Here is a 14,288-nt window from a genome sequence, read left to right on the forward strand (position 1 = left end):
CTACAAAACAATTTTAAGATGCCGCGAAGCGTGACAGTTGATATTCACCACGACCGGAAGACCAGCGATATGAGTGGGGAACGTTTCAATATGAACAGCTAAAGCAGTAGTTTCACCACCTAATCCTTGCGGTCCGATTCCTGTTCGATTGATTTCATCCAGTATTCGCTGCTCCAATAAAGCTAAATGTGGCATTTCATTTGGACATCCTAATTCTCTTAAAAGTGCGTGCTTGGCGATTTGAGCCGCTTTGTCAATGGTACCACCAATTCCAATACCGAGGATGATTGGCGGACACGGATTGGAGCCGGCTGCTCTAACCGTCTCTACAACAAATTTCACAACCCCTTCCACTCCATCAGAAGGCTTTAACATTTTCACTGCAGACATATTCTCACTTCCAAATCCCTTAGAAGCAATTTCTATTTCAAATGCATCGCCTTCTACGATGTCGTAATATACAATTCCCGGGGTATTGTCACCTGTATTCTCCCTTATCAAAGGATCTCTCACAACTGATTTTCTTAAATAACCCTCTTCATAGCCCTGTTGAATACCAAGTTGAATTGCAGATGCTAATCCGCCATCTACGACTTGAACCTCTTGACCAATTTTGACAAAAGCAACCACCATTCCAGTATCTTGGCATATTGGTGCAACTAATGTCTCAGCCAAGCGCGCATTTTCAACAAGATCCATGAGAATCTGTCTTCCAACTTCAGAAGATTCCTTTAAAGATGAATGAATAAATGCATTTTTAATGTTTGAGTCTATTTTATAATTCATCTCAATACAAGCTTCTTTGACCAACTTTGTTATTTCATGCGCTGAAACCTTTCGCATAGCATCCCTCGAATGAATATATTTCTCTTACTTTTGAGATTTTTGATTAACTCGATTTAGAAATTTTTGTGCTTCAATAATATATCTTCCGTGTGATCCTTCACCAATTTTTTCGTTTTCATCAAAGGCTTCAACATCGAATTCTAATTTTTTGCCTTCAATTGAAGTCAACGTTGCAATCGCATATACTTTTTGACCAACTGGCGTAGCTGCAATATGCTTAATGTTCACATAAGTACCTACTGTACTCAACCCTTCATCTAAATTTTGTTGCGCACAGTTTAATGCTGCATTTTCCATTAATCCAATCATCATAGGTGTTGAAAAAACCAAAATATTGCCACTTCCAAATGCTGCTGCGGTATGTTTTTCCTCGACGATGAGTTCTGAGCGAAATTGATCTCCAACCGTTAATTTCATCATAGTTGTCTCCTATCTAGTCAAATTAAATTTAAGTCGTTAACGACAAATGTATTATTTTCTAAACATATATTTCTATAATACCATTTTCCACAAAAATATAAAAGAAAAACCGACTGTCCTAGTAGATCTTAGGACAGTCGGCGATTGATTATTCTTTGCTTCAGTGATTAGCGGTCTTCGCTTTAAACACTTTTTCCAAACGGATGATTCGGTTGTTCTTTTTCTTGCGATTGATTGTTTTGAATGTTTTGAGCATTCACCACTTCTGCTTCAAGTCGTTCTTTTTCTTCTTTCTCTCGAACCGCTTTTCGCTCGCTTTCAATTTTTTCACGATTTTCTTCTATATGAGATGCCAATGCTTCTAAACCATTTTCAAATGCCATTTTAAATTCATCACCACTAATGGTTTCAAATTTAAGAAGCGCTTCTGCAATTGTGTGAAGTTTGTCTAAATGATCTTCTAATAAAGTTTTAGCCTTATCGTATGCACTATCGACAATATTTCTAACTTCGCGATCAATTTCTGCAGCAACATGCTCTGAGTAGTTTTTCATCGAAGTAAAATCTCTACCTAAAAAGACTTCATCTTCTGTTTCATAACTCATTGCGCCTAAATTATCACTCATGGCATATTTCATCACCATTGCTTTGGCAATTTTCGTTACTCGACTTAAGTCATTTTGAGCACCTGTGCTGATATCTCCTAATACGAGACTTTCCGCTACTCGTCCACCTAATAAGATAATGAGTTCACGTTCCATTCCCTTTTTAGTTGCGTAACTTCTATCCTCTTCAGGTAATTGCATTGTGAAACCACCTGCACGACCTCTTGGAATAATCGTCACTTGATGAACTGGATCTGAATCCGGCAATACATTTGCTAGCACTGCATGCCCAGCTTCATGGTAAGCCGTTAATCTACGTTCTTTTTCACTGACAATTCGACTTTTCTTCTCAACGCCTGCAATTACTTTTGTAATCGCTTCTTTGATAGATTCCATACGAATCACTTTATCATCTTTTCTAGCAGATAGTAATGCAGCTTCATTCATGACATTTTCTAAATCCGCCGGTGTAAAACCAGGAGTACTTTGCGCTAATTTCGCATAATCCACATCGGTTGATATCGGTTTATTTTTAGCGTGAATTTTAATAATTTGTTCACGCTCACGAATATCCGGAACACCCACAGTTACTTCTCTATCAAAACGTCCTGGTCTCAATAGCGCTGGATCTAAAATATCCGGTCTGTTGGTTGCAGCGATGACGATGACACCTTGATTATCTGCAAAGCCGTCCATTTCAACAAGTAATTGATTCAGTGTTTGTTCACGTTCGTCGTGACCGCCACCTAAACCTGCTCCACGTCTTCTACCAACTGCATCGATTTCATCAATAAATACAATACAAGGTGAATTTTTCTTAGCTTCTTCAAATAAATCTCTTACCCTTGAAGCTCCGACCCCTACAAACATTTCAACGAAGTCAGATCCTGATATTGTATAAAACGGAACACCAGCTTCTCCTGCACAAGCTCTAGATAAATAAGTTTTACCGGTACCTGGAGGGCCAACCATTAGAATCCCCTTTGGTATTCTCGCGCCTAATGATAAATATTTTCTTGGGAATTTTAAGAAATCAACGATTTCTTGCATTTCCTCTTTTTCTTCTTTTAAGCCAGCCACATCTGCAAACGTAATTTTTCTCGCAGTATCTTTTACGATTTTTGCTCTACTTTTACCAAACGACATGACTTTCGAACCGCCACCTTGTGAGTTCTGCATAAAAATAAACCAAAACACACCTAGCAGAATAAACATGATCAGCGTAGGTAATATTTCTAGTAAAAACGGCGTACTACTCGGTTGAACACCATTGAGTGAAAAATCCTTTTGAGATTGTTGATACGCCAGGATCATATCACCTGTTTGAGTGGCAAGCATCGTCGGAACATAACTCGTAAATGCATCTTCATTTACTAATGTCCCCGAGACTTTATTCCCTTCTATCTTAACTTCTTTTATTTGATCATTAGCCATTTTACTAATAAATTGATCATAACTCAATTCTTGTGTTTTTGTGCCGTCAACACCAGCCATTTTCACAAAAATTACGATGCCAATAAATATTAGCAAATACATCAAGGCTTGCTTCTGACCTTTCTTCATAGCTTCCTCCTTTGGTGAGTGTACATCATATTATTTTAGCACAATTATCTACTTTCAACAAGTTCTCGAAAACTAATAATCATGATGTTTTTCGTTTTTTCTGTAATTTTGCATTGTTCACTGATTCTCATATCTTTTACCCAAATTATCTTTTCTTCATCACAAACTAAAGGGATTTTATCTCTTTCAACATTGGGTATTTTTTCATCGATAAAAAATGCTTTAATTTTCTTATTTCCCTTCATTCCAAGCGGAACAAAGGCATCTCCTTGTCGCCGATATCTCACTTCAAGATTTCCTAAAATGCAGTCTGCATCTATTGCAACACAAGTTGCACTATATTGATATCGATTTCTTTCTTCTATAGGAATGACTTTTGTATAAATTCTCTCATCGCATGGATCTCCCATCATCGTACAAGCATTCGATGAATCTGTAGATGGATATTCTTGGAAAATTAACGCACCATACGTACGGATAACTCGATGACGACTGTCTAACTGACAATACGCTCCCGACCGATTTAACAACATAATTTGCTCGATGATGTCAAACGATATATTTTTCAAGTCCCCTCGAAGTATCTCTATGCAATGTCGAATGAGTTGACGCTGTTCAGCTTTTGACTTGGTCTTCATTTTATCATAATCAAGCTGTATTCCAACCTGTGTTTGACGGCAATACGTCTGAAAAAGTTCCTTCTGGTAATCGCTCCAAAATGCTTTTTCTTCTTTCATAATCTGTACCGTACGCTGTATCGCGTCTTGAAATGATGGATTGTAATGGGTTGACAGATGCGGTATTAATTCATTGCGAATTCTATTTCTCAAGTAGTCATTTTCATCATTGGTATGATCCCGTCGTGGTTCTAAACCATTTTCCAAACAATAACTTTCAATTGATTGACGATCAACATCCAAAAGTGGTCGAATAATTTGTTGATCTCGCATATATTCAATCGATGCGAGACCATCAATACCTGAACCTCTCAATAAATTCATTAAGAACGTTTCCGTTACGTCATTTTTATTCTGAGCAACTGCAATTTTTGTTGCCTGTTCAATATGTCTAACTTCTTCAAATTTCTCATATCGCACAATGCGCCCCGCTTCCTCAAATGAAATATTATTTATCTGAGAAAGCGATGACACATCTACTTTAAAGGTATAACACGGAATGTGATTCTGCGCACAAAATGATTGACAGAACTGTTCGTCCGCGTCTGCAAACTCTCCACGCAACATGTGATTGATGTGTACTGCCACTAAAGATATTGGCCATTCGTCTTTTATGGCATTCAAGGCATGTAATAACGTCAAAGAATCAGGTCCACCTGAAAATCCAACGACTACCTTATCACCGGTCGTCAACAATTGATTCTCTTTGATTGTTTTTCGAATTTGACACATCACATCACATAGCATTTTTATTCTCCTGAAATGGCAAGTTTTTTAATTTTTACAGATGCAGAACCTGTGTAAGGTTCCGCCATAATTGAAAATTCAAAGTCTGAAGAAAACGCTTCGATATCATTTAAAAGTTCGAAATAGTTTCCAGCAACTGTAATTTGCGATACCGGCTTTCCAAGTTTTCCACCTGAAATCTCATAACCATGGCACTGAAGTGAAAAATCACCTGAAATTGGGTCAAGTCCGGCATGCATTCCTTGTAAACTCGTCACATAAACGCCCTCACCAATATCTGAAATCATCTCATCAAACGAGATGGTACCCGGTTTAACGATCAAATTAGATGGTGAGATGCCAACCGTTCCTTTATAAGACGCCTTACTGGCATTTCCAGTAGATTCAACCCCGTCTTTATTGGCTGTTTTAAGATTATGGAAAAATGTTTTTAGTACACCTTCTTCAATAAGTGTGTTCTTCTGTGTCGCAACGCCTTCTGCATCAAAACTTGAAGAAGCTAATCCCATCTCTAAATGCGGATCATCAACAACTGTTAAAACCGAAGTCGACACTTGATCACCTAATCGACCCGCCATTTGAGAAAGGTCTTTCTGAACGTGCTCTGCATTGTAAACGTCGATAAATGCACTAAAGAATTCTGCAAACGTCCCATTTTTAATGACAACTGGACATGTTTTTGACTTAACGGTCTTTGCACCCAACATACTGAGCGCTTCTTCAGCAGCTTGTTTGATAATTTTAGCTTGTGATAGCTGATAAAAATCATTGGATATGTCGTATCCAAGACCCGTCCTTGTATCTACTCCGTCAGAAACCACAATCATCGCATATGCATAACAAATATTGGATAGTTCAGTGACATCAAGACCTTTGGTGTTTTTAATACGTCTAAACGACTCAGATTCATTGTATTGATTATATGAAATACTTTTGATTCGAGGATCATATGCTTTTAGTTCGCGTTCTAACGACAACATAAATTCTATTTTTTCACTGATTGGAGATTGACTTAACTGCTCATTATAATGATTGATTTCCGGATAAGACTCTGAGCCTTTAAATAAGAACACTTCATCGTCCGATTCAATGACTCTTGCATTGTCATATGCTTCTAAAACGAGCATTTCGATGGCTTTTTCATCAATAATTTCTGAATACGCATATCCGAGTTTACCATCTAACATCGCGCGGTAGGATAAACCACTATTTTCACTTAAATTGTACTTATCAATCGCACCATCATATACTGAGATATCAGTTGATTTATTTCGAACATAATAGATTTCTTGCTCTTGAAATCCCTTTTGTTTTCCCTTTTCAAATAAAAGTTCTAATAATCTCGAATCCATTACGCTTCCTCCCTTCCGCCTACTGTTATTTCAGATACTTTTAGCGCAGGTTGTCCAAGTCCCGCAGGAATCGAGCCACTTACAGAACCACACATCCCTTCTCCAGAACCAAAATTATCACTAATCATCTCGATTTTTTGAAGCACTTCAAGTCCAGTTCCAATTAGAGTTGCGCCTTTTACCGGTGCTGTAATTTTTCCATTTTCAATTAAATAGCCTTCTTGTACAGAAAAATTGAATTCGCCTGTCGCTGTGTTGACAGAACCTCCACCTAAGTACTTCGCATAGAGTCCATACTCAATAGACCCAATCATGTCCTCAAACTTGGATTGTCCATTTAAGATATACGTATTGGTCATACGTGAGGTTGGCGCAAATTTATAAGATTGTCGTCTAGAAGAACCTGTGATATCCGCATTCATTCTTCTTGCATTGAGTTTATCAATCATATATCCAGTCAAAACGCCGTCTTTAATTAAAACATTTCTTTGAGTTGGCGTTCCTTCATCATCATAATTTGATGAGCCCCATTCATTCGCTATGGTTCCGTCATCTACTGCATTAACAATGTCTGAAGCGATTTTTTGTCCCATTTTATCCGCGTAGACACTATTGCCTTTAGCAACAGATGTTGCTTCCAATCCATGACCACATGCCTCGTGAAAAATAACCCCACCAAATTTATTGTCGAGAATAACCGGGAATTTTCCACTAGGTGACGATTGTGCATCTAGCATCGTCTTCGCAATACGTGCAGATTCTCTTCCAATCCACTCGACGTCAATTTCATCATACAGTTCAAACCCTTTGCCTGAACCTTTTCCAATAAACCCTCTTTGCATTTTTCCATCTTTTTGTGCGACCGTGTCTATTAAATAGCGTGTACGAACACGTTCATCTTCAACGAATTTTCCTTCAGAATTGGCAATTAAAACATTCTGCTTATAATCTAAATATGTGACAATAACTTGGTTGATTGAAGCGTCATATTTTGATGCTGCTTCAAATCCGCGTTTCATCAAATCTACCTTTGATTGTTTCGAAACACTTGAAGGCATAACCTTAACCGGATGTGCTTGAACAGGGGATGTCATGACAAAATCTATTTTAGCATTTTGAGGAATCCCTTTTATCGCTGCTGCCGCTTTTTTAGCCACTTCCACTAAGTGATCTCGGCTATTTTCACAAGTGTATGTATAAACACTGTTTAACCCTTGAAAAATTCTAATGCCAATGCCATAATCTCTACCTGATAATGATTTTTCAATTTTGCCTTTTACCAATTCCATCGAATTGTTAAAACGATCTTCGACAAAAATCTCAGCAAAGTCACCACCAGTTGATAAAGCCGCTTGTAATACGTCGCTTACAACTTGCTTATTTAACATGCCGCTACCTCCAAATGAATATTAATAAAACATATCGTAACACTAAATAATAAACGATGTATGGTGAGTGTGTTAACATTTTATTAAGAATTGAAAACTGTTAATAACGCAAACCGACCCTACACCTATTTATTTTAACCCATTACATATTTTCCAACAACTTATTTTAATGAAATCTCTATCCCCACACGCAAAAAAACCTTCAGATTTCTCTGAAGGTTAAAATGGAGCCGGTGATGGGACTCGAACCCGCGACCTACTGATTACAAGTCAGTTGCTCTACCAATTGAGCTACACCGGCATAATATATATAATTTTGCTGCGCACCCTCCTAGAAACTTCGTTTCTCATGTCGGGTAATTTTGCTGCGCCCCTCCTAGAAACTTCGTTTCTCATGTCGGGTAATTTTGCTGCGCAAAATTATAAATGGCGATCCAGAAGGGACTCGAACCCTCGACCTCTAGCGTGACAGGCTAGCGTTCTAACCAACTGAACTACTGGACCGCGTTGTTACGAACAAGATTTATATTACACGATTGAGGCAGTTTTGTCAACACTTTTAGCCCAATTTTTCGACGATAAATCCTTCTAAATTATCATAGTCGCTAGCAAAATACTTTTCTATCGCCAATTGATCTAAAACTTGTTGTAATATCAATCCCCCGGCATAAATAATATCCGCTCTTTTCTCCTCAAGTCCAACAATTCCTTTTCTTTCTTCTACAGATAGATGCAAGAGTTTTTGATTGTAATTGCTTATTTGTTCTTTTGTTACGCAAAGTCCATGGACGGCTTGACGCGAGTAAACAGAAACTTGATGTACCATTGTAGCAAAAGTCGTTGCTGTTCCTCCAATTCCAATTGCTTCTGATATTTTATAACGAGAAATTTCATGGATCACTGTCTCAAGTGCGTCTTTGATATAAGCATCTATTGTACTTTTCTCATCTGAAGTCGCTGGATCGTGCGATATAAACGCACCCGTCAATCTAACTGCACCGATGTCCAAGCTATGCGAGAAGATGATTCCCTGCTGGTTACCCACGATTAATTCCGTTGAACCACCGCCAATATCTATAATAAGTAGATTTTCATCTGTTAGATGTGCGCCCATCAAAACGCCTTTGAAACCAATCTCCGCTTCCTTCTTACCACTGATAACTTCAAGTTGCATTCCCGTTTGATTAAAAATCATTTGTTTAAAGATGTCTGAATTCTTAGAATCTCGAACGGCACTTGTCGCCATGATAAAAATATGTTCTGCGCCAAACGAGATTGCTTCCCGCTTAAAGCTATCAATCGCATCTACCGAGTCTTTCATTCGTTCGATATCCAGCATTTTAGTTTCATTGACACCTTTTCCCAATCGAGTCATCCTCAATTTTTTACACGCATCATCAAATCGCCCTTCGTGGTAATTTGCCAACAAAAGACGGATTGAATTCGTCCCTACATCTATACACGCTACTTTCAAAAGAACCTCCTTATTCACCATCGCCTTCATCTTGCAATCCTTTTATCAAGAAAATGATTTCATTGGGTTTTACCATTTTTAATCGCTTTCTAGCAATTTGCTCGACCGCTTCTGTCGACAGAGAATAAATGTACTCATCTTCAAGTTTATCAATATCGCGATCAATCATCGCAATTTCCGTTTTCAATTCCTTCTGTACCCCTTTTAACTCATCAAGCTTTGTCTCAGTTTGGTACATCAAAAATCCGTAATATCCCAGAAGCATCAACACGATGAGAAAGGTTACTTTATTTCGCTTAAAAAATTTCCTTTTGGTTTTCATTGGAACAACACCATCTCCTATTCACTTTCAGAAATGACCTCATATAATAACTTTGAACTCTCTTTTGTGACGTGTTCATCAAGCGCACAAATCTTCACTTGCATTTGTTTGCTCCCTAGGCGAATACTGAGCTCATCTCCAATTGCAACTTCTGTACCTGGTTTTGCTACTTTGCCATTAACAAGAATTCTGCCTTGATCACAAGCTTCTTTCGCAATAGTTCTTCTTTTTATTAGTCTAGCATTTTTTAAATATTTATCAATTCTCATTTTGTACCTCCATAAATCAAGAAAAAGCAGCTAGGCTGCTTTTTCTGATATCATTATGCATTTACTGTTTCTTTTAAAGCTTTACCTGCTTTGAAAACAGGAGCTTTTGAAGCTGGAATATTAATTGTTTCTTTAGGATTTCTAGGGTTTCTTCCAGTTCTTTGTTTTCTTTCTCTAACATCAAAAGTACCGAAACCTACTAATTGAACTTTACCACTTTTAGCAAGTTCTTCCTCTACGCTTTTCATGAAAGCATTTAATGCTAACTCAGCATCTTTTTTAGTTAAACCAGATTTTTCAGCCATACTAGCTACTAATTCAGCTTTATTCACAATATAACCTCCTCAAATTATTAAGTTGTTTTAACTATTATAAGTATACGTTGAAATTTCAACTTTTACAAGAGTTTTTATAAATTTTTTCATAATTATTTTGACTTTTTAGATTCACTCCACAAAACGTTCATTTCCTCACGTATCAATATGTTGGGGGTCTTATTCATTTTTTTCAAGTTTTCTTCAATATATGAAAATCTGTTCACAAATTTTTCAATTGCATCCACAAGCGCTTGTTCGGCATCAATTTTCAAAAGACGTGCGACATTGCTGATAATGAGCAGCAAATCTCCCAGTTCTTCTTTTATTTCATCCTCACGGTTTTCTTGAATCGCAATTTCCCACTCTTTCAGTTCTTCGTGAATTTTCTCAACTGCATCAAGAGGCGAATCCCAATCAAAGCCCACAGCAGCCGCCTTCTTTTGTACTTTTTGAGCACGCATCAAACTTGGCAAGCTATAAGTCACCGACTTCATACTTTCTGCTATTGAAGTTAAGGCTTTTTCTTCATCCTTAATCATTTGCCAATTTGCCAAAACTTCCTCTGAATCTTTCACATCTACAGAACCAAATACATGAGGATGTCTACGAATCATTTTTTCACAAATTCCACGAATGACATCATTCATGTCAAAGTAGCCGTCATCCGATGCAATCGAAGCATGAAAAACCACTTGTAAAAGTACATCTCCAAGTTCCTCAATTAAATTTTCCTCATGACCTTTCACAATGGCATCTTTAACTTCATAGGCTTCTTCAATCAAATTACTTGCTAACGACTCATGTGTTTGCTCTCTATCCCACGGACATCCATTTTCACCTCGTAAAATGGCAATAACATCTTCGAGTTCTCTGAGCTCATGGCGAATAGATTTGCCACCTGGCACAAACAAACTTGTCAAATGATTAAAATCATCTGGTGTGTGATCGAGTTCGCAAAGCGGCACTGTTTTAATCATTTCTTGACAAGGAATACCAGCCCCTCTGATAATGGTCACCAAATGTTCATCCTCCCAAACATCCATAAGCGCTAATTTAAGATGAGATGCTGACATTTGATCATAAACTTGAATAAACAAATGATCCTTGGTTGCATTCATCCACTCATGTTCTACATTAAGAGCATCTAATATCACAAAACCATTTACGGGATCATATTTAAGCGCCGTTACAATGGCATCAATAAAACTCGTTCCATGTACGATGCGAAATTTATCGGATTCGCTTAAATTTTCTTCTATTTTATAACGTTCTAAGATGATTGACACCGTTTTTTCTGCAACAAACGGATTACCTGGAACCGCATACAAAATATCATCATGTTCTGCTAGTGCAATAATCTCATTGGCAATAGCTTCATACACCTCATCAAACGACTCAAATTGATGATAGTAGTCATCAAAAGACTGATAGCACATACCTTGTTCAACTAAATATGGAACAACGGGGTGTCGATCTGTTCTTAAATAAACAGTTTGTCCACTTGTTAAAGTTTTAAAGGCATCCATCGTCAAAAAAGATTCACTACCAGGTCCCATACCTACAATTGTAATCACCTCATGACCTCCTATCTATTTGAAAAATCTATCATTTATTTTTTTGAGTTTTGAACCACCTGGCATCATAATATAGTCATCCTCTGTCAACGTCTTTGTTTTAAAGAGCATCACTAAATAAACCAACATCCCAACTCCAATCGCAAAAACAGTTGCAAGTTTTGGAGAGATTACGAACAAACTGAGTTGATATGATCCCACAACGGCCACACTCATCACCAAAACTGATGTCAGCGGTTTTAGCAACACTTCTTTAAATCCAAAGGAAATATCTGCACGTTTTTTCATCGTAATGAGATTGAGCACAGTCGCCGTTCCATAAGCTGCAAGAGTTGAAATCGCCGCTCCATAAATATTGATTTGAGGAATTCCTACTAATATATATGTTAAAAGTATCTTGATTGCGGCTCCAATCAACAGGTTAATTGCCGGTCTATTTTGTAAACTGAGTCCTTGTAAAATTCCCGTCGTTACTTGAAACATTCCCAAGAAAATCACGCTAAAGCCTAGAATCGCTAAAATATTTCCCGTGGTTACTGCATGTTGTACTTGATTCGGATATAGAAGTTCCATAATAGGTTGTGCTAATAATACCAACCCCGCTGTTGCTGGAAGGCTAATAATCAACGTCATGCGAATCCCATTTTGGATTGTTCGTTCTAGCTGCTTTGTGCCTTTTTGAACAAACAAAACCGCAATTGCAGGCACGATGCTTATTTGGATTGCAGAAGTAATTACTTGAGGTAAATTTACAAGTGTTGCAGCATATCCACTCAGCATACCATAAAGGTCATTGGCTTGATCTCCCATGCCGATATCCGCAAGTCGATTCATTACAACCAGGACATCGATTGAATTCATAAGTGGCATCACAGCTGCTCCAAGTGTAATCGGCACTGCAATGAGGACAATTCGCTTCATCATGTCTGGAATACTTGCTTTTTCACTCGCTACTTGTTGTGTAAACTCTTCCTGATTTTTCTTTCGGAACCGCTTATACATCATGTAAATAACCACTAACCCCGCAAGAGCACCTGCTGTTGCACCAAACGTGGCACCTGCAGCAGCATACTCTAAACTTTTTTTAATCAAGATCACTGCGAGTCCATATCCAATAATAACACGGGCGAACTGTTCATAAATCTGTGAAGCCGCAAAGGGTTTCATTTGTTGAAACCCTTGGAAGAACCCTCTAAATACTGCCATGAGCGACACTAAGAACACGGCAGGCGCTAGTGCTTGAAACGAAAGTATTGCTTTCGGATTATTAATTTTATCTGAGATCGCTTCAGCGCCAAAAAACATAAACAAGGATCCCAAAATCCCCACGCTGGTCATCAAGACCATCCCTGATCTAAATGTACGATCTAAATTGGCATAGTCTCCCATCGCACGTTGCTCAGAGATAATTTTTGCAAGTGCGGTTGGCAACCCTGCCGTTGCAAGGACTATAAAAAAATTGTAAATTGGATACGCACTTGTGTAGTAACTTATCCCTTCTGGCCCTAATAGATTTGCTAAAGGGATTTTAAAAAAGGCACCAATAATTTTTACAAAAACGCCTGCAATACCCAAGATAAACGCACCTTTGACAAATGAATCTGCTTGGTGCTTTGCTTTATTTTCTGACATAATTAAATCTCCTATTATAAAAAGGTCAGTACTGGACTGACCTTTGCTTTACTTTTGAACCATTATTCTTTGATTTATTTTTCTTTTTCTTCTTTAACTTTTTCCATAAATGTTTCTATTTTTGCTTCAGCTTTTAAAGCATCAATTTTTTCAACGTATAGTTGTTGTGCTAAAGCAACGATAATCTGTTCTTTTTGCTCATTAATTTCTGATTCTGTCTTTCCAGCTTCTATCATTTGATTCACTGTTAAAGCATCTTCAACTTTAATGATATGAAATCCATGCTCAGTCTGAACTGGATCGCTTACAGCTCCAATCTCTAACGAAAATGCAACTTTGCTAAACTCAGAAACCATTGCATTTCGGCCAAAATAACCTAAGTCTCCACCTTCAGAGGACGAACCAGGATCTTTTGAATTTTCAATTGCCAACGTATTAAAATCTTCACCTGCATCTAGTTTAGCTTTAATTGCTTGTGCAGTTGCTTGATCTTCTAATAAAATATGACGCGCTTTTACTAACACTCTTTCTGAAGCATAAAGCTCATCTAACTTTGTCTTATTTTCTGAAGCTTCTTTATATACGATATCTTGAAATGCTTTGATGTACATATTAATTTGAATTTGATCTTTAATAAATGCCTCTGTTGCACCAGCTGTTTCAAAATATCCTTTTTTAACACTGTCTTCTTCAAGGGATGTGTTAAACTTATCAATGTTTTCTTGAAGCGCAACTTCATCGATTTTATATCCAGTTGATACCACGTACTGTTCAATCACTTTGTTAATCACTGTGCTGTTGACGATGTATTCTTTTACACTTTCAGAATTTTTCACACCATCTACTTCAGTTTCCATATATTCTTCTCCGTACTGAGCTAAGTAAAGGCCGTACATTGTATTGAATGTATCTAAGTCAATGACTGCGTCGTTAACTACTGCCACTGCGTTTTTAGTATCCACTCCTGTGCTTGTCTCATTTGAGCTTCCTTTTCCTGAACACCCTGTTAATGCCACCATCATTATCACTAATAATCCGGCAATTATCTTTTTCATATTAGACATCCTCTTCTCCTCGTTATATTGATATCAGATGGCATGTA

General features: G+C 37.6%; 13 protein-coding genes and 2 tRNA genes. All 15 read right to left on the reverse strand.

Translation table 11 applies throughout. The features are described from left to right. Entirely contained in the window at positions 1–843 is an 843-nt protein-coding gene (locus ACZ41W_RS08750; protein WP_464311595.1) for a fumarate hydratase, read from the reverse strand. Positions 844–870: 27 nt separating this feature from the next. Continuing rightward, positions 871–1,266: a thioesterase family protein gene (locus ACZ41W_RS08755; protein ID WP_464311596.1), complete on the reverse strand. Its 396-nt coding sequence runs from the start codon at positions 1,264–1,266 to the stop codon at positions 871–873. Positions 1,267–1,448: 182 nt separating this feature from the next. Beyond that, positions 1,449–3,434, reverse strand: a complete 1,986-nt coding sequence (gene ftsH / locus ACZ41W_RS08760) for an ATP-dependent zinc metalloprotease FtsH (RefSeq protein WP_464311597.1) — start codon at positions 3,432–3,434, stop codon at positions 1,449–1,451. Positions 3,435–3,478: 44 nt separating this feature from the next. Further along, positions 3,479–4,858 carry a tRNA lysidine(34) synthetase TilS gene (gene tilS / locus ACZ41W_RS08765; protein ID WP_464311598.1) on the reverse strand — a complete coding sequence of 460 codons (1,380 nt, stop codon included), beginning with the start codon at positions 4,856–4,858 and terminating at the stop codon, positions 3,479–3,481. 2 nt (positions 4,859–4,860) lie between these two features. After that, a complete protein-coding gene (locus ACZ41W_RS08770; RefSeq protein ID WP_464311599.1) occupies positions 4,861–6,210 on the reverse strand; it encodes a TldD/PmbA family protein in 1,350 nt (449 codons plus the stop codon). Beyond that, positions 6,210–7,598 carry a TldD/PmbA family protein gene (locus tag ACZ41W_RS08775; RefSeq protein ID WP_464311600.1) on the reverse strand — a complete coding sequence of 463 codons (1,389 nt, stop codon included), beginning with the start codon at positions 7,596–7,598 and terminating at the stop codon, positions 6,210–6,212. Before ACZ41W_RS08775 ends, ACZ41W_RS08770 begins: the two co-directional genes overlap by 1 nt. Before the next feature lie 225 nt (positions 7,599–7,823). Then, positions 7,824–7,899 (reverse strand) — tRNA-Thr (locus tag ACZ41W_RS08780). A gap of 126 nt (positions 7,900–8,025) precedes the next feature. Continuing rightward, positions 8,026–8,102: transfer RNA gene (locus tag ACZ41W_RS08785), tRNA-Asp, on the reverse strand. Positions 8,103–8,157: 55 nt separating this feature from the next. Next, entirely contained in the window at positions 8,158–9,072 is a 915-nt protein-coding gene (locus tag ACZ41W_RS08790; RefSeq protein ID WP_464311601.1) for a Ppx/GppA phosphatase family protein, read from the reverse strand. Between the two features lie 10 nt (positions 9,073–9,082). Then, positions 9,083–9,394 (reverse strand): FtsB family cell division protein, encoded by a 312-nt coding sequence (locus ACZ41W_RS08795; protein WP_464311602.1) that lies wholly within the window; start codon positions 9,392–9,394, stop codon positions 9,083–9,085. A gap of 17 nt (positions 9,395–9,411) precedes the next feature. Continuing rightward, on the reverse strand, positions 9,412–9,663 hold the full coding sequence (locus ACZ41W_RS08800; RefSeq protein ID WP_464311603.1) for an RNA-binding S4 domain-containing protein: 252 nt from the start codon (positions 9,661–9,663) through the stop codon (positions 9,412–9,414). Positions 9,664–9,716: 53 nt separating this feature from the next. After that, entirely contained in the window at positions 9,717–9,995 is a 279-nt protein-coding gene (locus tag ACZ41W_RS08805) for an HU family DNA-binding protein (protein WP_464311604.1), read from the reverse strand. Positions 9,996–10,090: 95 nt separating this feature from the next. Then, the gene (yabN, locus tag ACZ41W_RS08810; RefSeq protein WP_464311605.1) at positions 10,091–11,554 is read right to left on the reverse strand and encodes a bifunctional methyltransferase/pyrophosphohydrolase YabN; all 1,464 of its coding nucleotides are present in this window, start codon (positions 11,552–11,554) and stop codon (positions 10,091–10,093) included. A 15-nt stretch (positions 11,555–11,569) separates the two neighbouring features. After that, positions 11,570–13,186 (reverse strand): putative polysaccharide biosynthesis protein, encoded by a 1,617-nt coding sequence (locus ACZ41W_RS08815; protein ID WP_464311606.1) that lies wholly within the window; start codon positions 13,184–13,186, stop codon positions 11,570–11,572. 74 nt (positions 13,187–13,260) lie between these two features. Next, positions 13,261–14,241, reverse strand: coding sequence for a peptidylprolyl isomerase (locus ACZ41W_RS08820; RefSeq protein WP_464311607.1), 981 nt, complete (start codon positions 14,239–14,241; stop codon positions 13,261–13,263). Positions 14,242–14,288: the final 47 nt, after the last annotated feature.

The sequence above is a fragment of the Fusibacter fontis genome (genome assembly GCF_055378735.1).

Bases quoted from the DNA above. Each gene is read 5' to 3' on its own strand.
- ACZ41W_RS08750 (WP_464311595.1), bottom strand. From the start codon at position 843: ATGCGAAAGGTTTCAGCGCATGAAATAACAAAGTTGGTCAAAGAAGCT.
- ACZ41W_RS08755 (WP_464311596.1), bottom strand. From the start codon at position 1,266: ATGATGAAATTAACGGTTGGAGATCAATTTCGCTCAGAACTCATCGTC.
- ftsH (WP_464311597.1), bottom strand. From the start codon at position 3,434: ATGAAGAAAGGTCAGAAGCAAGCCTTGATGTATTTGCTAATATTTATT.
- tilS (WP_464311598.1), bottom strand. From the start codon at position 4,858: ATGCTATGTGATGTGATGTGTCAAATTCGAAAAACAATCAAAGAGAAT.
- ACZ41W_RS08770 (WP_464311599.1), bottom strand. From the start codon at position 6,210: ATGGATTCGAGATTATTAGAACTTTTATTTGAAAAGGGAAAACAAAAG.
- ACZ41W_RS08775 (WP_464311600.1), bottom strand. From the start codon at position 7,598: ATGTTAAATAAGCAAGTTGTAAGCGACGTATTACAAGCGGCTTTATCA.
- ACZ41W_RS08795 (WP_464311602.1), bottom strand. From the start codon at position 9,394: ATGAAAACCAAAAGGAAATTTTTTAAGCGAAATAAAGTAACCTTTCTC.
- ACZ41W_RS08800 (WP_464311603.1), bottom strand. From the start codon at position 9,663: ATGAGAATTGATAAATATTTAAAAAATGCTAGACTAATAAAAAGAAGA.
- ACZ41W_RS08815 (WP_464311606.1), bottom strand. From the start codon at position 13,186: ATGTCAGAAAATAAAGCAAAGCACCAAGCAGATTCATTTGTCAAAGGT.
- ACZ41W_RS08820 (WP_464311607.1), bottom strand. From the start codon at position 14,241: ATGAAAAAGATAATTGCCGGATTATTAGTGATAATGATGGTGGCATTA.